The 22,760-nt window shown below is 55.9% G+C and carries 27 protein-coding genes and 1 riboswitch; of the genes, 17 read left to right on the top strand and 10 right to left on the bottom strand.

What is annotated here, in order from left to right; all coding sequences use genetic code 11:
* The first annotated feature begins 34 nt into the window (after positions 1 to 34).
* Genes AC0KVQ_RS05330 through AC0KVQ_RS05320 form a run of 3 tightly spaced genes read left to right on the top strand, consistent with a single transcriptional unit; the run spans position 35 to position 1,549 of the window.
* Positions 35 to 394, top strand: coding sequence for a hypothetical protein (locus AC0KVQ_RS05330; RefSeq protein ID WP_473420096.1), 360 nt, complete (start codon positions 35 to 37; stop codon positions 392 to 394).
* Between the two features lie 25 nt (positions 395 to 419).
* Complete coding sequence (locus tag AC0KVQ_RS05325; protein WP_473420095.1) at positions 420 to 1,112, top strand: SIMPL domain-containing protein; 693 nt, start codon at positions 420 to 422, stop codon at positions 1,110 to 1,112.
* Positions 1,109 to 1,549, top strand: a complete 441-nt coding sequence (locus tag AC0KVQ_RS05320) for a protein YgfX (RefSeq protein WP_473420094.1) — start codon at positions 1,109 to 1,111, stop codon at positions 1,547 to 1,549. Before AC0KVQ_RS05325 ends, AC0KVQ_RS05320 begins: the two co-directional genes overlap by 4 nt.
* Before the next feature lie 54 nt (positions 1,550 to 1,603).
* Here the strand turns inward: AC0KVQ_RS05320 and AC0KVQ_RS05315 are convergent, their stop codons facing one another.
* Positions 1,604 to 2,377: an HAD-IIA family hydrolase gene (locus AC0KVQ_RS05315; RefSeq protein ID WP_473420093.1), complete on the bottom strand. Its 774-nt coding sequence runs from the start codon at positions 2,375 to 2,377 to the stop codon at positions 1,604 to 1,606.
* Positions 2,378 to 2,612: 235 nt separating this feature from the next.
* On the opposite strand from AC0KVQ_RS05315, the gene AC0KVQ_RS05310 reads away from it, so the two are divergent.
* From AC0KVQ_RS05310 to AC0KVQ_RS05295, 4 genes are all read left to right on the top strand, one after another.
* On the top strand, positions 2,613 to 4,031 hold the full coding sequence (locus AC0KVQ_RS05310; protein ID WP_473420092.1) for a circularly permuted type 2 ATP-grasp protein: 1,419 nt from the start codon (positions 2,613 to 2,615) through the stop codon (positions 4,029 to 4,031).
* Between the two features lie 99 nt (positions 4,032 to 4,130).
* Positions 4,131 to 5,075: an alpha-E domain-containing protein gene (locus tag AC0KVQ_RS05305; protein ID WP_473420091.1), complete on the top strand. Its 945-nt coding sequence runs from the start codon at positions 4,131 to 4,133 to the stop codon at positions 5,073 to 5,075.
* Between the two features lie 115 nt (positions 5,076 to 5,190).
* A complete protein-coding gene (locus AC0KVQ_RS05300; RefSeq protein ID WP_473420090.1) occupies positions 5,191 to 5,997 on the top strand; it encodes a transglutaminase family protein in 807 nt (268 codons plus the stop codon).
* Positions 5,998 to 6,014: 17 nt separating this feature from the next.
* Positions 6,015 to 6,737 carry a proteasome-type protease gene (locus AC0KVQ_RS05295; protein ID WP_473420089.1) on the top strand — a complete coding sequence of 241 codons (723 nt, stop codon included), beginning with the start codon at positions 6,015 to 6,017 and terminating at the stop codon, positions 6,735 to 6,737.
* Between the two features lie 14 nt (positions 6,738 to 6,751).
* Here the strand turns inward: AC0KVQ_RS05295 and AC0KVQ_RS05290 are convergent, their stop codons facing one another.
* Together AC0KVQ_RS05290 and rarD are read right to left on the bottom strand one after the other, a co-directional pair.
* Positions 6,752 to 7,603, bottom strand: coding sequence for a 23S rRNA (adenine(2030)-N(6))-methyltransferase RlmJ (locus tag AC0KVQ_RS05290; protein WP_473420088.1), 852 nt, complete (start codon positions 7,601 to 7,603; stop codon positions 6,752 to 6,754).
* Between the two features lie 6 nt (positions 7,604 to 7,609).
* Positions 7,610 to 8,485 carry an EamA family transporter RarD gene (gene rarD, locus AC0KVQ_RS05285; RefSeq protein ID WP_473420087.1) on the bottom strand — a complete coding sequence of 292 codons (876 nt, stop codon included), beginning with the start codon at positions 8,483 to 8,485 and terminating at the stop codon, positions 7,610 to 7,612.
* A 239-nt stretch (positions 8,486 to 8,724) separates the two neighbouring features.
* Here rarD and AC0KVQ_RS05280 point away from each other — a divergent pair, with 239 nt between their 5' ends.
* The 5 genes from AC0KVQ_RS05280 (at position 8,725) to AC0KVQ_RS05260 (ending at position 12,569) form a co-directional block, all read left to right on the top strand.
* On the top strand, positions 8,725 to 9,210 hold the full coding sequence (locus tag AC0KVQ_RS05280) for a low molecular weight protein-tyrosine-phosphatase (RefSeq protein ID WP_473420086.1): 486 nt from the start codon (positions 8,725 to 8,727) through the stop codon (positions 9,208 to 9,210).
* Between the two features lie 51 nt (positions 9,211 to 9,261).
* A riboswitch (yybP-ykoY riboswitch) is annotated at positions 9,262 to 9,426 on the top strand.
* 20 nt (positions 9,427 to 9,446) lie between these two features.
* A complete protein-coding gene (locus AC0KVQ_RS05275) occupies positions 9,447 to 10,019 on the top strand; it encodes a TMEM165/GDT1 family protein (protein WP_473420085.1) in 573 nt (190 codons plus the stop codon).
* Between the two features lie 69 nt (positions 10,020 to 10,088).
* A complete protein-coding gene (locus AC0KVQ_RS05270; protein ID WP_473420084.1) occupies positions 10,089 to 11,381 on the top strand; it encodes an NCS2 family permease in 1,293 nt (430 codons plus the stop codon).
* A 6-nt stretch (positions 11,382 to 11,387) separates the two neighbouring features.
* Positions 11,388 to 11,942 (top strand): adenine phosphoribosyltransferase, encoded by a 555-nt coding sequence (locus AC0KVQ_RS05265; RefSeq protein ID WP_473420120.1) that lies wholly within the window; start codon positions 11,388 to 11,390, stop codon positions 11,940 to 11,942.
* A gap of 72 nt (positions 11,943 to 12,014) precedes the next feature.
* Positions 12,015 to 12,569: a hypoxanthine-guanine phosphoribosyltransferase gene (locus AC0KVQ_RS05260; RefSeq protein ID WP_473420083.1), complete on the top strand. Its 555-nt coding sequence runs from the start codon at positions 12,015 to 12,017 to the stop codon at positions 12,567 to 12,569.
* A 93-nt stretch (positions 12,570 to 12,662) separates the two neighbouring features.
* Here AC0KVQ_RS05260 and AC0KVQ_RS05255 read toward each other — a convergent pair whose 3' ends face one another.
* From AC0KVQ_RS05255 to fdxA, 7 genes are all read right to left on the bottom strand, one after another.
* Positions 12,663 to 13,304: an RpiB/LacA/LacB family sugar-phosphate isomerase gene (locus AC0KVQ_RS05255; protein ID WP_473420082.1), complete on the bottom strand. Its 642-nt coding sequence runs from the start codon at positions 13,302 to 13,304 to the stop codon at positions 12,663 to 12,665.
* Positions 13,305 to 13,506: 202 nt separating this feature from the next.
* Entirely contained in the window at positions 13,507 to 14,601 is a 1,095-nt protein-coding gene (locus AC0KVQ_RS05250; protein WP_473420081.1) for an AI-2E family transporter, read from the bottom strand.
* Between the two features lie 171 nt (positions 14,602 to 14,772).
* On the bottom strand, positions 14,773 to 15,222 hold the full coding sequence (rplI, locus tag AC0KVQ_RS05245) for a 50S ribosomal protein L9 (RefSeq protein WP_473420080.1): 450 nt from the start codon (positions 15,220 to 15,222) through the stop codon (positions 14,773 to 14,775).
* Between the two features lie 17 nt (positions 15,223 to 15,239).
* Positions 15,240 to 15,476, bottom strand: a complete 237-nt coding sequence (gene rpsR, locus AC0KVQ_RS05240; protein ID WP_473420079.1) for a 30S ribosomal protein S18 — start codon at positions 15,474 to 15,476, stop codon at positions 15,240 to 15,242.
* An 11-nt stretch (positions 15,477 to 15,487) separates the two neighbouring features.
* Positions 15,488 to 15,793 (bottom strand): primosomal replication protein N, encoded by a 306-nt coding sequence (gene priB / locus AC0KVQ_RS05235; protein ID WP_473420078.1) that lies wholly within the window; start codon positions 15,791 to 15,793, stop codon positions 15,488 to 15,490.
* Positions 15,794 to 15,800: 7 nt separating this feature from the next.
* On the bottom strand, positions 15,801 to 16,169 hold the full coding sequence (rpsF, locus tag AC0KVQ_RS05230) for a 30S ribosomal protein S6 (protein WP_473420077.1): 369 nt from the start codon (positions 16,167 to 16,169) through the stop codon (positions 15,801 to 15,803).
* 210 nt (positions 16,170 to 16,379) lie between these two features.
* On the bottom strand, positions 16,380 to 16,703 hold the full coding sequence (gene fdxA / locus AC0KVQ_RS05225; RefSeq protein WP_473420076.1) for a ferredoxin FdxA: 324 nt from the start codon (positions 16,701 to 16,703) through the stop codon (positions 16,380 to 16,382).
* A 65-nt stretch (positions 16,704 to 16,768) separates the two neighbouring features.
* Here fdxA and gluQRS point away from each other — a divergent pair, with 65 nt between their 5' ends.
* The 5 genes from gluQRS to AC0KVQ_RS05200 all read left to right on the top strand — a co-directional run bounded on the left by gluQRS (position 16,769) and on the right by AC0KVQ_RS05200 (position 22,754).
* A complete protein-coding gene (gene gluQRS / locus AC0KVQ_RS05220) occupies positions 16,769 to 17,743 on the top strand; it encodes a tRNA glutamyl-Q(34) synthetase GluQRS (RefSeq protein WP_473420075.1) in 975 nt (324 codons plus the stop codon).
* Positions 17,744 to 17,928: 185 nt separating this feature from the next.
* Positions 17,929 to 20,691, top strand: coding sequence for a motility hub landmark protein FimV (locus AC0KVQ_RS05215; protein ID WP_473420074.1), 2,763 nt, complete (start codon positions 17,929 to 17,931; stop codon positions 20,689 to 20,691).
* 8 nt (positions 20,692 to 20,699) lie between these two features.
* Positions 20,700 to 21,335, top strand: a complete 636-nt coding sequence (locus AC0KVQ_RS05210; RefSeq protein ID WP_473420073.1) for a CbiQ family ECF transporter T component — start codon at positions 20,700 to 20,702, stop codon at positions 21,333 to 21,335.
* Positions 21,332 to 22,117: a tRNA pseudouridine(38-40) synthase TruA gene (gene truA / locus AC0KVQ_RS05205; RefSeq protein ID WP_473420072.1), complete on the top strand. Its 786-nt coding sequence runs from the start codon at positions 21,332 to 21,334 to the stop codon at positions 22,115 to 22,117. Before AC0KVQ_RS05210 ends, truA begins: the two co-directional genes overlap by 4 nt.
* Positions 22,118 to 22,136: 19 nt before the next feature.
* On the top strand, positions 22,137 to 22,754 hold the full coding sequence (locus AC0KVQ_RS05200; RefSeq protein ID WP_473420071.1) for a phosphoribosylanthranilate isomerase: 618 nt from the start codon (positions 22,137 to 22,139) through the stop codon (positions 22,752 to 22,754).
* The last annotated feature ends 6 nt before the right edge of the window (positions 22,755 to 22,760 follow it).

The following is a 22,760-nucleotide window of genomic DNA, read 5'->3' as shown; positions in this document are numbered from 1 at the left end:
AATCGCGTTGCCGCTCAATAACAAGGAGTTGTAAATGTTTATCGTTGATCGTTCGGCCGCAGTGCTGAAACCACGCCAGCCTTTTCTGGACTGGCTCAATAATCTGCCCGGCAATGACATTACCCTGACATTGGACGAGATTCGCGTCGATTGCACGGTGGTGATGATTCCGGAAGTCACCGAGCAGGAAGACGGCATTGCCTATATCGATGAGGTGGCGGACAAGCTGTTTGAAATGGAACTTTCTTCCTGGGTTGTCGACGAAAAGCTTTGGCCGCAAAAACGCAATCTCAGAATGTTCTGGGAATGGTTCGATGTGGAAATTCATCTGGGCGTGATGGATATGGTGGATAACGAAATCCACAATACGCCGTCGGACCATGGCTATCATTGATTTCTGAAGGTGCATTCCGGAGGGCATGATGAAAAGAAGCATACTGGCTTTATCGATGGCGTTTCTGGTACCGCTGGCCTGGGCGGAAGAGCTGCCACGCAATCTGGTGAGTTTCGATGCGCATGCCAGCCGGCAGGTGGATAACGATACTGCTTATGCCACCTTGTTTGTCGAATTGAGCGATGCTGATCCGGCCCGTCTGGCTGAGCGTATCAACCAGACGCTCAATGCTGCCAGCAAGAAGGCGCGTCAGGGTGGTGTGCTGCAATCGCTGAATACCGGCTACTCAACCTATCCGCTTTACAACAAGCAGAACAAGCCCGATGGCTGGCGTGCACGCGGCGAGTTGCGCCTGGTCTCGCGCGATTTTCCGGCGCTTGCCCGCCTGATCGGTGACTTGCAGCAGGGTCAGCAATCGTTGCAACTGGCCGATGTGAGCTATGGCCTGTCTGATGAAGCGCGGCAGAAGGTGGAAAACGAATTGATCGGGCAGGGTCTGCAGGTATTTCGCGAACGGGCGGCGCTTGTGCAAAAAAGCATGAACAGCAAGAGCTGGCGCCTGGTCAATGTCTCGATCAATACCCAGTCCGCCCGCCCACCTGTGCTGATGCGCACTGCGAAAGCGGCCGAGATGAGCATGGCGGCCAGCCCGGCGCCGATTGAGGGGGGCGAAAGCGCGCTTAGTGTCAGCATTCAGGGCCGTATCGAGCTCGAATGATACCGCCTGAGTTGCAGCTTTCACCCTCACGGATTGCCCGGCGTTTTTTTGTGGGCCTGCACCTGCTGGTACTTGCCGTGTCGCTGACCTTGCCATGGCCGTGGGTGGTATTGGCCCTGCTGGCAACCGGTGGACATTATTTCCGGTTCCGTTCGCTTCTCGATGAGCATGGACGATTGCAGGTCTTGTCCGAGGGGGAAGTGCTGTTTACCGATGCGAAAGGCGCCGCTGCAAAGGTACGGTTACTGCCGGCCAGTCTGGTAACGGCACATCTGCTGGTATTGCAACTGGGCGAAGACAAGCACCGACGCTCGCTGGTGATCTGGCCCGACAGTGCCGATGCTGCAACCTTGCGTGCCTGGCGGGTCTGGCTGCGCTGGACTCTGCCGGCCATGCAGCGCCGGATTGCAGCCGCAGAAAATTCCGCTCAGGAATAAGGCAGTAGCCTCCCGGCAACCGCAGCCGGGAGGAGTCCATATAAGAGCCTAGTATCAGAGTGCCGCCAGATCGATCTCGCCAACATTGTTGAAGACGTGATCCGGGCGGTACGGAAACTGTTCCATGATTTCCGGTGTGGTCACGCCGGAAAGTACCAGCGCCGTGGTCATGCCGGCCTCCATGCCGCCGACGATGTCGGTATCCATGCGGTCACCCACCATCACGGCATTGTCCGGATGCACGCCGAGTTTGCGCGTCGCCAGCGTCATCATCAGCGCGTTCGGCTTGCCGACGATATAGGGTTTCTTGCCGGTGGCTGCTGCAATCGCGGCCAGAATGGTGCCGGCAGCGGGTTCCATGCCGCCCTCGACCGGGTCGATCATGTCCGGGTTGGTGCCGATGAATTTGGCGCCCTGGTCGATAAAGCGCACTGCTTTCTTCAATTGTTCGAAGCCGAAGGACGATGACTTGGCCACGATCACGTAATCGGGGTTGGATTCGGATATCGAGAAGCCGACGTTGTAGAGCTCATTCATCAATCCGGCGCCGCCAATCACATAGGCTTTCGGTGTCGGCTTGCGGTTCTGTGCCTTCAGGAACATCGCGGTTGCCATGGCGGCGGTGATGAAATTGTCTTCAGTCAGGCCGTGGATGCCCAGTTGCTCCAGTTTCAATTTCAGGTCGATCGGGGTCTGTTCTGCGTTGTTGGTCAGAAACAGGAATGGCACCTTGCTTTCAAGCAGACGCTGCACAAAATTTTGTGCGCCCGGAATCAGTTGCTTGCCGCGGTAAATCACGCCATCCATATCGGAAATGATACTTTTCATTCTGATTTCTCCCTGTTGATTGTGGTGAGAGTGTAGCGCCAGGACCTGATCGCTGTCATTTCAGTGCCGTGAATTCTGCGCGCTGGAGGTTGCCTGCACTGACGTGGTGCGCACTGTTTCCGCGGCAGGGGCCCGCTTGGTGCGTGATATCCGGTTTACCTCTCGCTTTCATGGGTATCGCCTGTGGCACGCTTCCTGCATCAAGCAGGTGGTAATGCTTCCGGGGTGCCACCAAATGATGAATGCTTCTTTCTACGATGAAATGACCTTGTCTGGCAGTGAGGCAAGGCAGCACTACCGTGAATACGAGAAATGGCTGCACGCCTTGCCTGCAGGGCGACTCGAGCGCAAGCGCGCCGAGGCGGATCTGACCTTTCGTCGTTTGGGCATTACCTTTGCGGTTTATGGTGAAGAGGCCGGGACGGAGCGCCTGATTCCATTTGATTTGCTGCCGCGAATCATCCCGGCGCACGAATGGCAAGCCCTGGCAGCCGGCCTGCGTCAGCGGGTACGCGCGCTGAATCTGTTTATTCACGATATCTATCACAATCAGAACATCATCAAGGCTGGCCTGATTCCGGCCGAGCAGGTGCTCAAGAATGCGCAGTATCGCCCAGAGATGCAGGGCGTGGATGTGCCGGAGGGTATCTACACCCATATCGCCGGTGTCGATGTGGTGCGTGCCGGTGCCGGCGAGTTTTACGTGCTTGAAGATAACCTGCGTGTGCCATCCGGCGTGTCCTACATGCTGGAAGACCGCAAGATGATGATGCGCCTGTTCCCGGAATTGTTCGCCCGGCACAAGATCGCCCCGGTCGAGCATTACCCGGACATGCTGCTCGACAACCTGCGGTCCTGCGCGCCCAAGGGCGTGGACAACCCGACCGTGGTGGTGCTGACACCGGGCAGTTTCAATTCCGCTTATTTCGAGCACGCCTTCCTCGCCCAGCAGATGGGCGTGGAACTGGTCGAGGGGCGCGATCTGTTTGTGCGCGACGACCTGGTCTATATGCGCACCACGCAAGGTCCGCAGCGCGTGGATGTGATCTATCGCCGCATCGACGATGATTTTCTCGATCCGCTCGCATTCCGGCAGGATTCGATGCTGGGCGTGCCGGGCCTGCTGTCGGTTTATCGCGCCGGCCGTATTACGCTGGCCAATGCCATTGGTGCCGGTGTGGCAGACGACAAATCGATCTACCCATACGTGCCAGACATGATTCGCTTCTATCTGGGCGAGGAACCGCTGCTCAACAACGTGCCGACCTGGATGTGCCGCAAACCCGATGATCTGGCCTATGTGCTGGATCATCTGCCGGAACTGGTGGTGAAGGAAACGCATGGCGCCGGCGGTTACGGCATGCTGGTCGGCCCGGCGGCAAGCAAAGCGGAAATCGAGCGTTTCCGTGAGCTCCTGATCGCGCACCCCAACCAGTACATCGCCCAGCCGACACTGGCGCTTTCCACCTGCCCGATCTTTGTCGAATCCGGCATCGCGCCGCGTCATATCGATCTGCGCCCATTCGTGCTCTCCGGTAAGGAGATCAAGATGGTGCCGGGCGGGCTGACGCGTGTGGCCTTGCGCGAGGGTTCGCTGGTGGTGAATTCGTCGCAGGGCGGGGGCACCAAGGACACCTGGGTTCTGGAGGATTAGGTTCAGTCAGTAAGTCGTTATTACCACGGAGTGCAACGCAGTGAATGGTATTTTTCTGCCGCAGCACAGGTTTGAATCTTGTATGAACAGGGCCTAACCATGCTTTCCCGTACAGCAGACCAACTCTATTGGATGGCGCGCTACATCGAGCGTGCCGAGAATACCGCACGGCTTCTGGATGTGACCTGGCAGATGTCGCTGGTTCCCCAGTCTTCGGAAGTGGCCAATCGCAGCTGGCTGGCCGCGCTTAACTGCAACGGCCTGGCCGAAACGTACCAGAAGCTCCATGGCGCGGTGGAGGGCGCCAAGGTGCTGAATTTCATGACGCTGGATGAGGACAATCCGGCCAGCATCTACAACTGTCTGCGTGCTGCCCGCGAGAATGCGCATGCGGTGCGCGGCACGCTGAGTCTGGAGATGTGGGAGGCGATCAATGCGACCTGGCTGGAAACGGCGCAGCGTGCGGGGCGGCCGTTGGTGGAGGCTGATTACGGCGAATTCTTTGAATGGGTCAAAAACCGCTCTTCGCTGTCGCGCGGGGTCACCTTCGGCACCATGCTGCACGATGAAGCATTCCAGTTTATCCGCATGGGCACGCATATCGAGCGTGCCGACAACACCGCGCGCCTGCTGGATGTGAAATACCACCTGCTGGCAGCCGGCATGACGGGGGGCGGGGCAGGTGACTATTACCAGTGGGGCGCGTTGCTACGGTCGCTGTCGGCGTTTGAAATTTATCGCCGGGTCTATCGCGATGTCGTGACCCCCACCCGCGTGGCGGAATTGCTGATCCTGCGCCCGGACATGCCACGCTCGCTCCTGTCCTGCATGGAGCTGGTCAATGCCACGCTGGAGAAAGTAGCCAACACCCATTCCGCCGAAACCTCGCGCCGCGCCGGGCAGTTGCATGCCGAACTGCGCTATGCCCGCATCGAGGACATCGTAAAGCAGGATTTGCACAAGTTTCTGGAAGGGTTCACCGAACGCATCTGTGAACTTGGCAATCGCATCAGCCAGGATTTCCTGATGCCTTCACGTTTGTAAACGACGACAACAACACACGGTGCATCGAAAAACTTCGAGTCCCAAGCGGGACAAGGCGCGAAAGAAAAATTGCGACGAAATCGAAGTTTTTCCAGGGTACCAAGGAGATACCATCATGTTGCTCAATATCCAGCACGAAACCATTTATCGCTATGCCGAGCCGGTGGATTACACCATCCAGCATTTGCGCCTGACTCCCCGCCTGGAAAGCCAGCAGCGGGCGATGAACTGGAAAATATCCGCCCCGGGGCGTTATCAGAAACATACCGATGCCTATGGCAACCTCGGGCATATCCTGGTGATGGATTCCCCCCATGACGAAATCCGTATCGTCGTCAGCGGCCAGGTCTCGGTGGATGAAAAACATGCCCATCGTCCATCAGACGGGGGTGAAATTCCCCTGTTTGCCTATCTGCAGGAAACACGCCTGACCCAGGCTGATCAGGCCGTGCGCGATCTGGCACGGCGTCATCTGGAACCACATGGCACGCGCATCGATACGCTGTTCAAGCTGATTGGTACGATTCAGGATCGGGTTGCTTATGTGCCGGGCAGCAGCGATGTGCAAAGCACGGCGGCGCAGGCACTGCAGCGCGGCAGCGGCGTTTGCCAGGATCACGCCCACTTGTTCATTGCATGCTGCCGGGTGGTTGATCTGCCGGCGCGCTATGTCAGCGGTTATATCCATCCGGGTGGCAGTCTGCATGCAGCCAGCCATGCCTGGGCGGATGTATGGGTCGAGGGGATCGGCTGGGTCAGTTTCGATATCACGCACGGCCGCTTTACCGGGCCGGAGCATTGTCGCCTGGCGGTCGGGCGGGATTATCTTGATGCCTGCCCGGTGCGCGGCGTACGCCAAGGCGGTGGCGCTGAAGCGATGGCGGTGAGTGTGCTGGTGAGCCACGGCGCTCAGCAGCAGTAATTGATACTGGAGGATGCATGACGTATTGCGTGGCCATGCGGCTCGATGCCGGCCTGGTTTTTTTGTCCGATTCACGCACCAATGCGGGTGTGGATCATATCAATACCTTCCGCAAGATGACGGTGTTCGCGCGCCATGGCGAGCGGATGATGGTTTTACTGACCTCGGGCAATCTGGCGATCAGTCAGGCTGTCGTGACGTTGTTGCAAGAAGGCATTCATGCCGGTGAACAGCATGGCCTGATGAATGTGCCCACGATGTTCGAGGCGGCGCGCATCGTGGGCGATGCCTTGCGCGAGGTCAGGCGGCGCGATGCCGAACACTTGAAGGAGTTCGGCATCGATTTCGCAGCTGCTTTCATTCTGGGCGGGCAGATCGCCGGCGAGGAACCGCGCCTGTTCCAGATCTATGCGGCTGGCAACTTTATCGAAGCTTCGGCCGAGACGCCTTATTTCCAGATCGGTGAGTCGAAATACGGCAAGCCGATCATTGATCGCGTCATCCATGCCCAGCGATCGCTGAAAGAAGCCGCCAAGTGCGCGCTGATCTCGATGGATTCCACCCTGCGCTCGAACCTGTCGGTCGGTTTGCCACTGGATCTGCTGCTTTACGAGCGTGATGCACTGGTGGTTGGCCAGCATGTCTGCATCGAAACGGATGATCCGTATTTCAACCTGATCCACAACCAGTGGGGCGAAAGCTTGCGCCAGGCGTTTGCCGAGCTGCCGGATTTGCCGTGATGACTCAGGTAGCTTTAAGCGGCGTTTTCGCGATAATCCAGAATAAATCCCGCACCCTGATCCCGCCCCAATACTTGGACCAGCCACGGTAATAGGGTCTGCAATTCCTGCTGCAGGGTCCAGGGCGGGTTGAGGATGAACATGCTGCTGCCATGCATGCCAAAGCCATCGGCTGCCGGCTTCTGAATGTTGAGACCGGCATGCAGCCAGTTCTTGCACGGCAGCTTTTTCAGGTTCTCGGTCAGTTCCGCCACTTCGCGCCGTTGCAGGTGCGGATACCAGATCGCATAGGTGCCGGTGGCAAAGCGTCGCAGGGCTTCCTGCAGCGCCTTGATGACAGTCTGGTAATCACGCTTGTCCTCGAAGGGCGGGTCAATCAGGATCAGCCCGCGACGCGGGGCTGGCGGCAGCACCGCCTTCAGCCCGGCAAACCCGTTGCTCTGCTGGATTATGGCTAGCTTGCCCAGGTCGGCAAAATTTTCCTGCAGCAGCTTGTTGTCGCTCGGGTGCAATTCGAACAGACGCAGCCTGTCATCTGCGCGCATGACCTTTTCCGCCAGCATCGGCGAGCCAGGGTAATAGCGCAGCTTGCCATCCGGATTCAGCGATTTCACCAGTTTCACATAATCGGCCAGTGCCGGCGGGAGGTCGGAGCGATCCCACAGCCGTGCGATGCCGGTCTCGTATTCGGCATTCTTGGCGGCGAAGCCTTCATGCAGCGCATAACAACCGGCTCCGGCGTGGCTATCGACATACCACCAGGGTTTGTCCTTCTGGTTCAGGTAGCGCAGCAGCATCAGTTCGATGGTGTGTTTCAGAACATCGGCATGATTGCCGGCATGGAAAGCATGGCGGTAGCTAAGCATGGTATTTCAGGCTTTCTTGAGTTTTTCGAAGAGCAGACTTTCGGCGCTATAGAGTAACAGTGCTGTCCAGATGAGCGCGAATCCCGCCAGCCGGGTCTGGCTGAACGGTTCGTGCCACAGCCATACACCGAGCAATAGCACGATGGTCGGGTTGATGTACTGCATCAATCCCAGCGTGGTCATGGACAGGCGACGTGCGCCAGCGGCAAACATCAGTAACGGGATCGAAGTGATGGGGCCGGCCAGCAGCAACAGAAATTGAATCCCGGGCGTGGCATGCAGGAAGCCGCTTTCCCCCTTGCCAATCAGCCAGAGCATGGCCACGGCGGCAAACGGAAACAGCAACAGGGTTTCCATGGCCAATCCTTCCAGTGCACCCAAGGGCGCTGTCTTGCGCAAGAGGCCATACGTGCCAAAGCTGAAAGCCAGAATCAGCGAAACCCAGGGCAGTTGGCCTTGCTGTATGGTCAGCCACAAAACACCGCAGCCGGCCAGTCCAATCGCCATCCATTGCATGGGGCGCAGGCGTTCATGCAAAAACATTACCCCGAGCAGCACATTGACCAGCGGGTTGATGAAATACCCCAGGCTCGCATCGATGACCCGCCCGGATTGGACGGCCCAGATATAGGTGAACCAGTTGATCGCCAGCAGTGCGGCGCTCGCAGCAAACTTCAGTATGATTTGTGGCGATTGCCGGACAGGCAGCAAGCCGCTTTTGCGACGCAAGATCAGTAACAGCATGGCGATAAAGAACAGCGACCACACCATGCGGTGCAGCAGAACTTCAAATGAGGGGATTTCATCCAGCAGCTTGAAATAAACCGAGAAAAAAGACCAGCAAAGATGAGCCCCCAGTGCGTAGAAAATACCGACATTCATGATGGCGTCTGGTGGGGCAAAGCATGGATTCTAACCGAGGGACTGCCGGCGAGGCAGCAGCTACGATTCGATTTTGTGCAAAAACACGAGGCTGATTGCAGGGTCAGGACTATCCCTTATACCGGTAAACTGGCCTGACATTGGTGGTAGACTTGCCAAAATTTTGAGGCTCCCGACATCCCACGCGCTGGGCTTGATATGTCGGGATATTTATTTTCTGGTTGATGCAAGCTGCTGAAATGAAAAAATTTTCCGTATTGTTTGTGTGTACCGGCAATATCTGTCGCAGCCCGACTGCGGATGGCGTATTGCGCAGAATGCTGCAACAGCATCAACTGGAAGCGCTGGTCGAGGTGGATTCAGCCGGTACGCTTGATTATCACTCAGGCGAAGCGCCTGATCCGCGCGCGCAATTGCATGCGGGCAGGCGCGGCTATGATCTGTCGTTTCTGCGTGCCCGGCCGGTTAACGAACAGGATTTTCATCGGTACGATCTGATTCTGGCCATGGATCGCAGCCATCTGGCTATTCTGGATCGACGTTGTCCGCTTGAGCACAAACATAAGCTGCGTCTTTTCCTGGAGTTCGCACGCAATGTCGTGGGGATGGAAGTGCCCGATCCGTATTATGGCGGCGAAGAAGGATTTGAGCACGTGCTTGATCTGATTGAAGATGCCTGTCGTGGCTTGTTGGAACATGTGCGCCCGCAATTGGCAGCAGCTTGATATTTCGGGTTGCCCGGCTGCTGGGGGCTCGTTACAATGCGCGCTCCTGTTCTTCGGGGGAGTAGTCGCCGCCTTGTGCGCGGGGATGCGTCAACATGCTTGGGCTTTTTGCCTATGGTGCATCCGGCTGATCATCGATCAGTTTGACAAGACCCGAGGTTTGCTCAGTGCGCTCAAGGGGTGGGCCGCACTGTGCTGCCTCGTGTCGATTTGCCTGCCCCGGAATGCTGTTTCCCATGGATACCTTTCTGCTTTCCACGCTGGTTGTAACCATCGCCGAGATGGGCGACAAAACACAACTGCTGGCCTTGGTGCTGGCCGCTCGTTTCCGTCGCCATCGGCCGATTATTGCCGGCATTTTTGTTGCAACAGTCTTCAATCATTATGCAGCAGGCTGGTTCGGGCAATTTGTGGCCGATCTGATCGCGCCGGGCGTGCTGCGCTGGATCGTGGGTTTGGGTTTTCTGGCGATTGCAGCATGGGCGCTGGTGCCGGACAAACTTGAAGAGGACGAGGCGGAAGTCAAGCCTTATGGCGCCTTTGTCGCCACAACGATCGCTTTTTTCCTGGCAGAGATGGGTGACAAGACCCAGATTGCCACGGTGGCTTTGGCGGTCAAGTACTCGCCACTGTTCGCAGTCGTCATGGGCACGACGCTGGGCATGATGCTGGCCAATGTGCCGGCGGTGATTCTTGGCAACTGGATTTCGGCACACATGCATTTATTGCGTTATGTGCGTTTTGCCGCCAGTGCAGTGTTTGCAATACTTGGCGTGCTGGCATTGCTTGGCGTTGGCATGCAGATTTGATGCAGGGTAGTAAAAAAACCGGCCGGTCGGCAGGTGCTGACCGGTTTTTTTATATAAAAGGGGAACGTAATGCTGGAAAAGCTGTTCAAGCTGAAGGAAAACGGCACCGACGTGAAAACGGAGGTTATCGCCGGGTTTACCACCTTCCTGACGATGGCCTATATCGTCTTTGTCAATCCGTCGATTCTGTCCATCACGGGCATGGATTTCAATGCTGTGTTCGTGGCAACGTGTCTGGCAGCTGCGCTGGGCACCGGGATCATGGCGCTGGTTGCCAATTACCCGATTGCATTGGCACCAGGCATGGGCCTGAATGCCTATTTCACCTTCACGGTTTGCAAGGGCATGGGGGTGAGCTGGCAGGTGGCGCTGGGGGCGGTTTTCATCTCCGGCATCATTTTCCTGGCCGTTAGCCTGTTCAAGGTGCGTGAGGCCATCGTCAATGCCATTCCGCATTCACTCAAGCTGGCGATTTCGGCCGGTGTTGGCATGTTTCTGGCAATTATCGCCTTGAAAAATGCCGGCGTAATTGTGGCATCCCCGGCTACGCTGGTGACACTGGGCAGTATTCATGACCCGAAGACCTTGCTGGCTATCCTGGGTTTCTTCCTGATCGTGGCGCTGGAATATCGTCGCGTGCCCGGCTCCATCATCATCGGCATTCTGACAGTCACCGTGCTGTCCGTGCTGCTGGGCTTGTCTGAATTCAAGGGTGTGGCTTCGCTGCCGCCGTCGATGGCCCCGACCTTCATGCAGATGGATATTCAGGGTGCACTCAATGCCGGTCTGCTTGGCGTGATTTTCGTATTCTTCTTTGTTGACCTGTTTGATACCACCGGCACCCTGATCGGCGTGTCGCACCGTGCCGGTCTGCTCGACAAGGATGGCAAATTGCCGCGTCTGAAGAAGGCTTTGCTGGCCGACAGCGTAGCCATTGCCGCCGGCGCTACTTTTGGCACCTCTTCGACCACCGCCTATATCGAATCTGCCGCAGGTACCGCCGTGGGCGGTCGTACCGGTTTGACTTCGCTGGTGGTGGCCATTCTGTTCCTGGCCGCCTTGCTGTTCTCGCCCCTGGCTGGTTCGGTTCCTGGTTTTGCTACCGCTCCTGCACTGTGTTACGTGGCGGTCTTGATGACCCGTGGCCTGGCTGAAATTGAATGGGGTGATCTGACGGAATCTGCGCCGGCAGTCATGACTGCGCTGGCTATGCCGTTTACCTATTCGATTGCCGATGGCATTGCATTTGGCTTCATCAGCTATGTGGCGATCAAGGCATTCGCTGGCCGTTTCAAGGATCTTTCGATCGCGGTCATCGTCATTGCTGCGCTTTGGCTGGTAAAGTTCGCTTTTTTTGGCTAACTGATGATGGTCATGGACAAGCCTTTCTACGCCGAATATATCCGCGAACGTATCCGTACTGTGCCTGACTGGCCACAGCCAGGCATCATGTTTCGCGATATCACGCCGCTGCTGCAGGACAAAAAGACATTTCGCGTGCTGGTCGATGTCTTTGTCCATCGCTATATGGATCAAAACCTTGATTATGTGGCGGGTGTTGATGCACGCGGGTTTATCCTGGGGGCTGTAGTTGCCTATGAGTTGAACCTGGGATTCATTCCGGTGCGCAAGAAAGGCAAGCTGCCGTACCAAACCGTTGAAGAGGAATACGAACTCGAATATGGTTCGGCTACCGTCGAAATCCACACCGATGCCTGCTGCAGTGGTGATCGCATCTTGCTGATCGACGATCTGGTAGCCACTGGCGGTACGATGCTGGCGGCCTCAAAATTGCTGACCCGTATCGGTGCCGAAGTGGTGGAAGCGGCTGCGATTGTCGACCTGCCCGAATTGGGCGGGTCGAAACTGATCCGCGCAGAAGGCATACCGCTGTTTACCGTGTGCGATTTCGAAGGTCATTGAAATCGTTGAAGCATGCCAGGCGAGGGTAGATAATGCCCTCGCTGTTTTTCATTTGTTTTTGGAACTGGTACCGTGACTCTGGAACTACCACAAATTGAATCGATTCTCGAAAATGCCGATTGTCTGCATGATGAGGCCGAAGTACTGGCTGCCATCGAGCGCATGGGCGCCGAGATGACCGAGCGCCTGCGTCTTGCAAATCCGATCGTGTATACCGTTCTCAATGGTGGCATGATCCTGGCAGGTCAATTGCTACCCAAGCTCAGATTGCCGTTACAGATGTCCTATCTGCATGCGACACGATATCGGATGGAAACGAGCGGAGGCGAGATTGAGTGGAAGGTTCCGCCGCGTGGTGATATGCGCGGTCGTACCGTTTTGATCATCGACGATATTCTGGATGAAGGTCACACGCTGGCTGCTATCGTTGAGCATTGCCGCAAGCAAGGCGCCAAAGAGGTATTGGTTGCAGTACTGATCGATAAACTGCATGAGCGCAAGGCGCCTGGCATCAAGGCGGATTTTGTCGGCCTGGAAGTGGAAGATCGTTTCCTGTTCGGCTGCGGCATGGATTATCAGGATTATTGGCGTAATACTTTGGCGATTTACGCTGTCAAAGGCCTGTGATCCCCAGATGTGATGTGTTGCCTGAACCGGCACGAGACGGATAAGGTGCTTGAACCGTTATGACTCGTGCCGGGTGATGCAAACCATCAGTTATCAGACAGCCAGTACGCCCTTGATGTAGACAACAATTTCCTGGTCTTGGGCATTGGCAAAGAAGTATTCCTGGAATTTCTCGCCGGCAATAGCCGCCTTCAACAGGTCTTGATCCACTTCCTTCAGGACGGTCAGCATGTCCTTGCAGGCTGCGGCCTTCATCTGCTTCAGAATGTCACGGTTCTTGGCCATGATGGCAGCACGTTCCTTGGGGTAGCCCAAACCGCGTTCGCCGTCGAACAGTTTACGGTAGCAGTCTTGCAGATTTAGTTCAGCAGCCCAGCCGAAGCCCTTGGCATACGGCATGGCGATGGCGTTGCCGTCGTTGATCTGGCCGAACAGGAAGGCGTCGGTCGGGTCGATGACCAGACCGCAGAATACGCCCGGCATCGAGTTGCAGGCGAGCATGGCGCCCATGCCGGTGCCACAGCCGGTCACGACAAAATCAGCAGCCTTTGAATTCAGCAGAATACCTGCAAGCAGACCGTTCATCACGTAGGTGAGCGAAGCCTTATCTTCAGCACCATACATGCCGTAGTTGAAGACGGTGTGACCGAGCGGTTCGGCAACGGTCTTGAGTGCATTGAAGATGATTTCGTTCTTGGCCGCTTGGCTGTTTTCGTTGATGAGGGCGATTTTCATGGTGATTTACCTTACAGTGCTTGGTGGCAACTTGCCTTGCCAAATACATAAATGCAGCGATCAGTTGATTAGGTTACCGGTCTCATGTGAGCGGTAAAAAACAACTGACTACCGCGCGAGCGGTGCAAGGGTAAACTGGTCTTGGGTTAAAGGCAACCCATTTCCGGGCTGGTCGACCAGGGTCGGCATGTAGTTCGGATAGTCAATCCGATCGGTTCGTATGATGTGGATTCTCATCCAGAAGGATGCTTCGGGTGTGTTCGAGCCATTCACGCCAAATGGCTAGGGAGACAGCGAGCAGAACCGGACCTGCAAACAAGCCAATCAGGCCAAAGGCGTTGATGCCACCGAGTACTGACAGAAAGACCAGCAGGAAGGGTATGCGAGTGGGGCCGCTGATGGCGAGCGGGCGTACCAGATTATCCACGGAGCTAACAATCAGGGCACACCACACAGCCAAGCCGATTGCAGCAGCAGTTTCTCCTTGTGCCAATAAGCCAATCGACAATGAGATCCATACAATGGGTCCTGCGAACGGGATGAGTGAGATCAGTGCGGTCACGGCACCCCATAAAGCGGCTGATTTGATTCCGGCAAACCAGTAGCCCAATCCTGCCAGAATGCCTTGAGCGAGGGCAGTCAAGACAATGCCGAATACCACAGCGTGGACCGTGGTGCCCACTGCTCGCAAATAACCCCGTGCGGATTCTCCCAGCCAATGGCTGGCTACCCGGTCAAATTGTGCTGATACCGATTCGCCATGTTGATACAGGAAAAACAGGGCAAATACCGCAAGCGAAAATTTGGCAAGATTACGTCCGACATTTCCAGCAATGGCTTTCCAGGTTGCTGGATCAGCCAGTTCAATGGCCTCGATCTTTGCGCGGAGCCACTCCGGATTTGATTGAATGGCGCTGTATTGCGCAATGATCCATTCGCCTGCAGGCCAGTTGTGGATATTGCTGGGCAGCGGTGGCAGACCGTGGCTCATGACATTGCGCAGCATGGCTGAAGCGGTGGCAAGGTCAGCGGCAACCGTGATCAGCACCCAGGCCAATGGTGCCAGCAATGTCAGTGCTACCCCTGCTGTCATCAGTAGCGCAGCCAGCGAGCTGCGATTGTCCAGGCGATGATTCAGTCTGCGGTAGAGTGGCCAGGTTACATAAGCGAAAATGCCCGCCCAGGCAAGCGCAGTGAAGAATGGCGAAAGTACCCACAGGGTGCTGCCAAAGATCAACACCAGAAAGCCAAAGGCTACGACGCGACGGATTTGTGGGGATTCCAGTGGTTTGGGCATGATCATTTTCGTGAAGTTTGCCTGCTACTTTAACCATACACGATTGGTTCGAAAAGCTATTTCCCGGATGTCAGACCGGTACTGGATGTGAAAAACCCCGCATTGGTGAAATGCGGGGTTTTTGTGCAACCGTTAGCCGAAGAGGCTACAGTCCAGAGGCAGGTGGTTGGCTTACTGCTCGCCTTGAACCACAACCTTTACGTTTACAACGACATCGTGGTGCAGTGCGAGTGCAACATCGTATTCGCCGATTTGCTTGAACGGACCTTCCGGCAGGCGAACTTCAGCCTTCTTGACTTCGATGCCGCTGTTGGTGAATGCATCGGCGATGTCCTGGTTGGTTACAGAACCAAACAGACGGCCATCAACACCAGCCTTTTGACCGACAGTAACGGAAACACCTTCCAGCTTGGCGGCACGCTCTTGGGCGTTGGCCAGGATTTCAGCTTGACGCTTTTCCAGTTCGGCGCGACGAGCTTCGAACTCTTGCAGGTTGGCTTCGGTAGCGCGCTTGGCTTTGCCTTGCGGGATCAGGAAGTTGCGGGCAAAGCCATCCTTCACCTTCACGACATCGCCGAGATTGCCAAGGTTTGCAACTTTTTCGAGCAGGATAATTTGCATGTTCTGTTTCCTCTCGCTTAGTGTTGATCAGAGTACGGCAGCAGGGCGAGGAAGCGAGCACGCTTGATCGCGGTAGAAAGCTGACGCTGATATTTGGCCTTGGTGCCGGTGATGCGAGCCGGAATGATCTTGCCGTTTTCGCTGATGAAGTCCTTCAGGATGCCGATGTCCTTGTAATCGATTTGATCGATGCCTTCAGCGGTAAAGCGGCAGAATTTTTTCCGCCGGAAAAGATTGCGCGGTGCGGGTTTCATAATGTTGTTCCTCAATTCAGCAATTCAAATTCTTCAACATGCAATACTAGGTCATGGCGTCTGCGCAGGCTTTTGGCGGCCAAAAAACCACAAGCTGCCAATTTTGTTCCTGCTGGAACTCGACTGAGTCGTTCTGCTGTTTTTCCAAGCGCTACGATCTGCACAAGGCATTCAACACGGCGTGTCAAACCTGCTTCGCTTTGCTCCGAGAGATGGCCCAACACCGCTTCGATGGTAGGTACCCCTGCTGGAGTGTGGCGCAAAGCCTGTTTTTCAGTCAGTTCGCCATGCAGCCAGACCTGATTGCTATGATTCAAGAGTGGATTAGGCAGCTGCCGGCGCATCAGCGGCCGGAGTCAGTGATTTTGCCTTTTCCGATTCCTTCATCATCGGGGATGCTTCGGTGACAGCATGTTCCATCTTGATGGTCAGATGGCGCAGTACGGCATCATTGAATTTGAAGGCGTGCTCGAGTTCATCCAGAGTATCCTGGCCAGCTTCGATGTTCATCAACACGTAGTGAGCCTTGTGGATTTTCTGGATCGGGTAAGCCAGTTGACGACGGCCCCAGTCTTCCAGGCGATGGATGCTGCCATTGCCGGCGGTGATCAGGGACTTGTAGCGTTCGATCATTGCAGGCACTTGCTCGCTTTGATCCGGGTGTACGATAAACACAATTTCATAATGTCGCATGGGTTCTCCTTTTGGGTACACAGCCTGCCGTTAGCGACTTCGGTCAGGCAAGGGTGGAAAGCCGAGCATTATAACTGCGGGAAGCGGTTTGTTTCAATAGACGTGTTCGAGGGGGCTGGCGCAACCCGATGCACGTGTCGGCTTGGTCGGAATGTATCGGTGATGGCTGAGGGATGACATGCCCAGGCAAGGCTGGGCATGTTGTTCACGTTAGCGTTCGATTTGGTCGAACTTGCCGTGGATTGCGGCCCATTTTTCGTGATCGGGCAGAGGATCTTTCTTTTCCACGATGGGCGGCCAGGCTTCGGATAGTTCAGCGTTAAGGGCGATGTATTCCTGCATGTTGGCAGGAACATCGTCTTCGGCATAAATGGCTTCAACCGGGCATTCCGCGACGCAAAGCGTGCAATCGATACATTCATCCGGATTGATTACCAGCATGTTGGGGCCTTCACGGAAACAATCCACCGGGCATACATCTACGCAATCGGTGTATTTGCATTTCACGCAGGCATCTGTCACAACATAAGCCATGTTGATTTCTCTCTTCTGAGGTGGTTTGTGCAAGTATTGACTTATTCTAGCAGAGCAATCGGGCAATGAAAGGTATTGGATGTTTGGCTGCAAGCGATCATGCGGCCCGTCTGCCGGTCGGGCGATTTGCGCCAAGCCCAACGGGTGATCTGCACATGGGGTCGCTGATGGCGGCGGTTGCCAGTTATTTGGCCGCGCGCAGTGTGGGTGGACGCTGGCTTGTGCGCATGGAGGATATCGATGCCGCACGCACGATGCGAGGGGCGGACGATCGCATACTTGCTGATCTTGAGAGATTCGGTTTCGAGTGGGATGGTGCGGTCGAACGGCAGAGTGATAAGCATGAACGGTATCGTGCCGTGCTGGATGATCTGATCCGGATGGGGGTGGTTTACCCTTGCAGCTGTTCCAGGCGGGAAATCCAGGCTGGTGGTCTGCTGGGTGTCGATGGTTATCGTTATTCGGGCCGCTGCCGCTCAGGAATATCCGATACCGGTAGATCGCTCGCATGGCGTTTACGTGTCCCGGATAAGGAAATTGGATTCGTTGATGCCATTCAGGGTGTGCAAACCCAAAATCTTGAACGTGACGTAGGAGACTTTGTTCTGCTGCGGGCTGATTCGGTCTGGGCCTACCAGTTGGTGGTGGTAGTGGATGATGCATTTCAGGGGGTCAATCAGGTAGTACGTGGAGCAGATCTGCTGGATTCGACGCCTAGGCAGATTTTTTTACAGCAATTGCTGGGGTATCCAATGCCTGCTTATATGCATATCCCGGTCATTGCCAATGCAAGCGGGGAAAAGCTCAGCAAGCAAACCCTGGCACCGGCGTTGCTGGCTGGAAGAGAGGTGGAGCAGTTGTGGCAGGCGCTGAGTTTATTGTGGCAAGGGCCCCCGGTTGAATTGCTTGGCGCGGATCTGCGATCGCTTTGGCGATGGGCTGTGGCGCACTGGAGTATTGCAAGCATCCCGGGGAAAAGGGCAATTTCTGTTGTAATTGACCCCAATAACCAATTCCGATTTCTAGAATCATGGAAATAGTCATATCATTTGCTGGCAACGATTGTAAACCTACATAATATGAAACCCCGCTACTGGGGCGAGCGTCGAGTTTGCCTGATCAGGTGCGGGGATTAAATTTTTGGAAAACAGGCGACGGAATCGTTATGTTGAACGATCCTGGGTATCCGTGACGATATCCTCTGTTGCTGCAGGGAGACCAGACAGTGCTGAACAAGCCACATCTCAAAACATGTGTTCTGTGCGTTGCTCTTGCATCAGTGCCGTTATTGGCCCAGGCCGCAGGGCTGGGGCGCCTGAATGTTCTGTCCGCGTTGGGGCAGCCGTTCAGGGGAGAGATCGAATTGATGGCGGTCCAGCCTGGTGAGATGGAGACACTTGCCGTAAGGCTGGCCAGTGTCGAAAACTATGCTGCCGCGCAGCTGAGTTATCCGGACCCTTCTTTGGGATTGCGTTTGGCGCTGGATAAGCGCACCAATGGCGCTCCGGTTATCCGGGTGACTTCATCGGCTGCCGTTGACGAGCCTGTATTCAATCTGCTGGTAGACTTGTCATGGCTTGGAGGCAAGATCCAGCGCGAATATACGGCATTGCTTGATCCGGCCGGTTATCGCGCTCCCAGCGTGGGGCTGCTCTCTGCTGCTCCGGTCATTGGTTCTTCCAGCAGCGTACTGCCTGGCAGGCTGGGGCCTTCTGCTACACCTTTGCCAAAACCAGCAGCTGCAGGTGCTTCCGCTGCGGCTGGAGCAAAAGCTGAAACTTATTCGGTCAAGGCTGGTGATACGCTTTCCTCTATCGCACGGGCTGTTCAGCCCGAAGGTGTGAGTCTGGAGCAGGTGATTGTTGGTTTGTACCAAGCCAATCCAGACGCTTTCAGCGGCAATATGAATCGGCTCAAGCGTGGAAAAATCCTGCACGTCCCACAGCCGGAACGCTTGGCCGGTGTTGGCAAGGCTGAAGCCATCAAGGAAATTCGTGCCCAGTCGACGGATTGGCAGCGCTACCGGCGCCAGTTGTCGACGGCTGCTGCCAGGATGCCTGCGGCAGAAGTCGATGCTGCCGCAGCCGGAGGCAAGATCACCGCTCGGGTAGAAGAGCGGAGTGTCGCTCCGGCAGACAAGGAGCGCGATGTCCTGAAGTTGTCCAAGGGCGACGGCAAATCCGATGCGCAAACAGGGAAAATTCAGGCATTGGAGGAGGAAGTCGCTGCTCGCAAAAAGGCGCTGGACGAAGCCAATCAGCGCGTAACGGAGCTGCAGAAGAATATTGAGCAGATGGAGTCACTTGCGGCTGTGCAGAGCCAGGCCGGTGCGGCTTTGCAGCAAAAGGCAGAGCAAGCGGCAAGTGCGCCCGTTTCTGCTGAGGCTTCCGCAGTGCCGGCAAGTCCTGTCGTGACGCAACAGTCCAAGCCCAAGCGCGTTGCGCCACCACCTCCGCCGCCTGAGCCATCCATGATGGATGTGCTGATGGAAAATATCTTGCCAATCGGCGGTGGCTTGGCTGCTGTTGCCTTGGGTGTGGTGGGGATACTCTGGTCGCGTAAACGGCGTCGTCCCGAGGTTTTCGAGAACAGTCTGATTACCAGTGGAGACCTCAAGCCCAATACTGTGCTTGGGAAGACTGGTGGTGGTGTGATCAGTACCCAGGCAGAAAATTCTTTCCTGACAGATTTCAGCCGTCAAGGGTTGGGAACCATTGATACCGACGAGGTCGATCCGATTGCCGAAGCCGATGTCTACATGGCATATGGCCGCGATATGCAGGCCGAAGAAATCCTGAAAGACGCTCTGGTCAAGGATCCGCAACGCCAGGAAATCCGCATGAAATTGCTGGATATCTATGCCGCGAGAAAAGACCGGATCGCATTTGAGGAGGTGGCAGCAGATCTGTTTGCCGCCACGGCCGGTCTGGGACCCTTGTGGGAGCAGGCAGCTTATCAAGGGCGCAACCTTGATCCTGATAACGCCCTGTATGCCCAAAGCAAGGCTGTGGGCGCAACGTTGGCGACTGGCGCTGCAGTGACAGGTGCTGTGGCTGGCGCGGCCGTTGCTACAGGCATGTTTGCGCCAGTGGAATCGGAACAATCCGAGGAGGCTTTGCCAGATGCGGCGACTGCGAGTGAGCCCGCATCGACAGTACTTGATTTCGAGTTTGATATCCCTGAGGTGGCCTCTGGCCTGGAATCGCAAGGCGACGTTCCACCAATCCCGATGGTAGAGACAGAGCCGGCAGCTTTTGTTGCCGAGGAGGTATCCGAGTCGGTCGGTATTGATTGGGTTGGCAATGATGCAAAATCGGCCAGCGTGGCAGATGATCTGGTACTGGATTTTGCACCGGAGACGGTTGCATCATCGCCTGTGGCTGAAGTGGCTGCTGAAGAAGAGGATGAGTTGCTGGCGCTCAATCTGCCGATTGATTTTGCAGCGCCGGCGCAGGCTGACGACCTCGCGGAAGAGTCTTCCCTCTTGCCGGCTGACGCGGATGCGCTTGTTCCTGATATGGCCATGCCGGATTTTGAGCTGCCGGATCTTGATCTGAATCTCGATCTTGACGAGAGTCAACCAGCAGATACTGCTATCGATATGGATGCCATTTCAGCAGACATGGCCGCGGAAGCAGAAGCTATTCCGGCAAGTCTCGAGCCAGTTGTTGAAGAATTGCCTGCCGTAGAAGAAATCGATCTGGATTTCGACTTCAATCTGGGCGACGAAATCGAGATTGCAGTTCCGGAAAAGAAACTGGAAGAATCTGCCGGCATGCCGTTGGATCTTGAGCTGGATGCGGCGGCGTCAAGCTTGGGTGATCTTGACTTCTCCTCGGATGACCCGGTGCAGACCAAGATTGATTTGGCGCGAGCCTATATCGATATGGGTGATGTGGAAGGTGCCCGCGAAATCCTGCAGGAAGCGGTGCAAGAAGGAAGCCCGGTGCAGCAGGAGTTGGCTAAATCCTTGCTTGAAAATCTGTAATCGTAGCTTTGATCAATTTGCATCCTGTCAATAGACTGGCGTTCTGGTTGTGGCTGACCGCATGGTTGCCATGGCTGGAACGCCAGTGGCTTTATGGCCTGACGGTCATTATTTTGGCATGGACCATGCTGCGTGCCCGTGAACGTTTTTTGCGGGCATTTCCTCGAATGAAATGGCTTCTGCTGGCAGTGGGTGGGATCTATTTCTGGACTACGCCGGGCGAGTATCTCTGGTCTGGCTGGTTCGCCCCGACGAGAGAGGGGATTGCCTTAGGTTTGAGCCAGATGCTGCGTCTATTGGCCATTCTCGCCAGTTTGCAATTATTGTTGACGAATATGAGGCGGCCGGCTATTTTCGCCGGCCTGTATGCCATGGTGCGCCCACTGGAATGGTTGGGTTTTCCAAGAGATCGTATGGCGTTGCGCCTGGCCCTGACTCTGGAAATGATGGAAAAATTGCTTGAGACCCGTATGCCCATCCAGCATTTGATGCATGAGTTGCAGCAGCCGCTCGATGTACATGCGGATCGTGAAGTGCTATTGCCGGTGTGGCCGATGTCATGGTTTCAGCTGAATTTGCTGGGGGTGCAGGTGTTGGGTATCCTCGCGGCACTTTGGCTTGCCGGATTTGGGATATGGGAATGAGGCGAATTGCGCTTGGTCTGGAATATGATGGCCGTGCTTTCTGCGGCTGGCAGATTCAACCGCAAGTGAGCACGGTTCAGGCCGTATTGGAGGACGCTCTGGGCAAGATGGCGGCGCATCCAGTCCGTGCGCACGCCGCAGGCCGAACCGATGCCGGCGTGCATGGCAGCATGCAGGTGGTGCACTTTGATACGGATGCCAGGCGCCCTCTGACGGCATGGGTACGAGGGGTCAATAGCTTTCTCCCGGCTGGCGTGGCTGTGCTCTGGGCGCGGGAAGTGCCGGATGCCTTCCATTCGCGCTTTTCCGCGATGGCGCGCCATTATCGTTATTTGCTGTTGAATCACCCGGTCCGACCCGCGTTGATGGCTGGGCGCGTGGGGTGGGTACACCTGCCGCTTGACTTGAATGCCATGCGTGCGGCAGCGACTCTGTTGCTGGGAGAGCATGATTTCTCCAGTTTTCGCGCAGCCGAGTGCCAGGCCAAGACGCCGGTCAAGCATCTGCAACAGCTCAATATCCATGACAGTGGCGATTTGTTGATGCTGGATTTTTCTGCCAATGCTTTTTTGCATCACATGGTGCGCAATATCATGGGCGCATTGCTGCATGTGGCAAAAGGCAATCAGCCTGCAAATTGGATCAGCGAGTTGCTGGCTGCGCGGGATCGCTCGCAGGCTCCGCCTACTTTTATGCCGGACGGCTTGTATCTGGCTGGCGTAAGTTATCCGGAAACATTTGCTTTGCCGTCATTGCCTGTGCCACGGCACGGCATCATTTGATGAATTGAAAGGGGAAGCCATGCCGCGCATCAAGATCTGTGGTCTGCGTGATGCGGAAACTGCAGTGGCCGCAGCGCAACTGGGCGCCGATGCTGTCGGTCTGGTGTTTTACGCACCAAGTCCGCGCGCGGTGGATGCCAGTCAGTCGCAACAAATTGTACAGGCGCTGCCTCCTTTCGTGACGACGGTCGGTTTGTTTGTGAATGCCGATCCGGACTATGTTGCGGGTGTATTGGCGCAGGTTCCGCTGGATCTGTTGCAGTTTCATGGCGATGAATCGCCAGATTACTGCCGTCAGTTCAATCGCCCCTACTTGAAGGCAGTTCGCGTAAAACCCGGCTTGGATTTGTTAGAATACGCAGCTCGATATGGTGATGCACGGGGTATTCTGGTCGATGCCTTCGTGCCCGATGCACCAGGAGGCACCGGCGAAACATTCGATTGGTCGCTGCTTCCTGCACAATTGCCCCTGCCGCTGATCCTTTCCGGCGGGCTGCATGCCGGTAATGTGGCGGATGCAATCAGACAGGTACGCCCCTGGGCCGTAGACGTGTCGAGCGGTGTGGAAAGATCCAAGGGAATCAAGGATGTCGCCAAGATTGCGGCATTCATCGAGCAAGTAAACAGTGCCAAGTGAGAGATG

It is taken from the genome of Formivibrio sp. oc-25 (assembly GCF_055810895.1).
The sequence above is the reverse complement of the archived record's forward strand: the minus strand, read 5'-3'. Positions and strand labels throughout refer to the sequence as shown.

Excerpts from the sequence above, each read along its gene's own strand:
- AC0KVQ_RS05330 (WP_473420096.1), top strand. The coding sequence starts at position 35 with ATGTTTATCGTTGATCGTTCGGCCGCAGTGCTGAAACCACGCCAGCCT.
- AC0KVQ_RS05325 (WP_473420095.1), top strand. The coding sequence starts at position 420 with ATGATGAAAAGAAGCATACTGGCTTTATCGATGGCGTTTCTGGTACCG.
- AC0KVQ_RS05320 (WP_473420094.1), top strand. The coding sequence starts at position 1,109 with ATGATACCGCCTGAGTTGCAGCTTTCACCCTCACGGATTGCCCGGCGT.
- AC0KVQ_RS05315 (WP_473420093.1), bottom strand. The coding sequence starts at position 2,377 with ATGAAAAGTATCATTTCCGATATGGATGGCGTGATTTACCGCGGCAAG.
- AC0KVQ_RS05310 (WP_473420092.1), top strand. The coding sequence starts at position 2,613 with ATGATGAATGCTTCTTTCTACGATGAAATGACCTTGTCTGGCAGTGAG.
- AC0KVQ_RS05305 (WP_473420091.1), top strand. The coding sequence starts at position 4,131 with ATGCTTTCCCGTACAGCAGACCAACTCTATTGGATGGCGCGCTACATC.
- AC0KVQ_RS05300 (WP_473420090.1), top strand. The coding sequence starts at position 5,191 with ATGTTGCTCAATATCCAGCACGAAACCATTTATCGCTATGCCGAGCCG.
- AC0KVQ_RS05295 (WP_473420089.1), top strand. The coding sequence starts at position 6,015 with ATGACGTATTGCGTGGCCATGCGGCTCGATGCCGGCCTGGTTTTTTTG.
- AC0KVQ_RS05290 (WP_473420088.1), bottom strand. The coding sequence starts at position 7,603 with ATGCTTAGCTACCGCCATGCTTTCCATGCCGGCAATCATGCCGATGTT.
- rarD (WP_473420087.1), bottom strand. The coding sequence starts at position 8,485 with ATGAATGTCGGTATTTTCTACGCACTGGGGGCTCATCTTTGCTGGTCT.
- AC0KVQ_RS05280 (WP_473420086.1), top strand. The coding sequence starts at position 8,725 with ATGAAAAAATTTTCCGTATTGTTTGTGTGTACCGGCAATATCTGTCGC.
- AC0KVQ_RS05275 (WP_473420085.1), top strand. The coding sequence starts at position 9,447 with ATGGATACCTTTCTGCTTTCCACGCTGGTTGTAACCATCGCCGAGATG.
- AC0KVQ_RS05270 (WP_473420084.1), top strand. The coding sequence starts at position 10,089 with ATGCTGGAAAAGCTGTTCAAGCTGAAGGAAAACGGCACCGACGTGAAA.
- AC0KVQ_RS05265 (WP_473420120.1), top strand. The coding sequence starts at position 11,388 with ATGGTCATGGACAAGCCTTTCTACGCCGAATATATCCGCGAACGTATC.
- AC0KVQ_RS05255 (WP_473420082.1), bottom strand. The coding sequence starts at position 13,304 with ATGAAAATCGCCCTCATCAACGAAAACAGCCAAGCGGCCAAGAACGAA.
- AC0KVQ_RS05250 (WP_473420081.1), bottom strand. The coding sequence starts at position 14,601 with ATGCCCAAACCACTGGAATCCCCACAAATCCGTCGCGTCGTAGCCTTT.
- rplI (WP_473420080.1), bottom strand. The coding sequence starts at position 15,222 with ATGCAAATTATCCTGCTCGAAAAAGTTGCAAACCTTGGCAATCTCGGC.
- rpsR (WP_473420079.1), bottom strand. The coding sequence starts at position 15,476 with ATGAAACCCGCACCGCGCAATCTTTTCCGGCGGAAAAAATTCTGCCGC.
- rpsF (WP_473420077.1), bottom strand. The coding sequence starts at position 16,169 with ATGCGACATTATGAAATTGTGTTTATCGTACACCCGGATCAAAGCGAG.
- fdxA (WP_473420076.1), bottom strand. The coding sequence starts at position 16,703 with ATGGCTTATGTTGTGACAGATGCCTGCGTGAAATGCAAATACACCGAT.
- gluQRS (WP_473420075.1), top strand. The coding sequence starts at position 16,769 with ATGAAAGGTATTGGATGTTTGGCTGCAAGCGATCATGCGGCCCGTCTG.
- truA (WP_473420072.1), top strand. The coding sequence starts at position 21,332 with ATGAGGCGAATTGCGCTTGGTCTGGAATATGATGGCCGTGCTTTCTGC.
- AC0KVQ_RS05200 (WP_473420071.1), top strand. The coding sequence starts at position 22,137 with ATGCCGCGCATCAAGATCTGTGGTCTGCGTGATGCGGAAACTGCAGTG.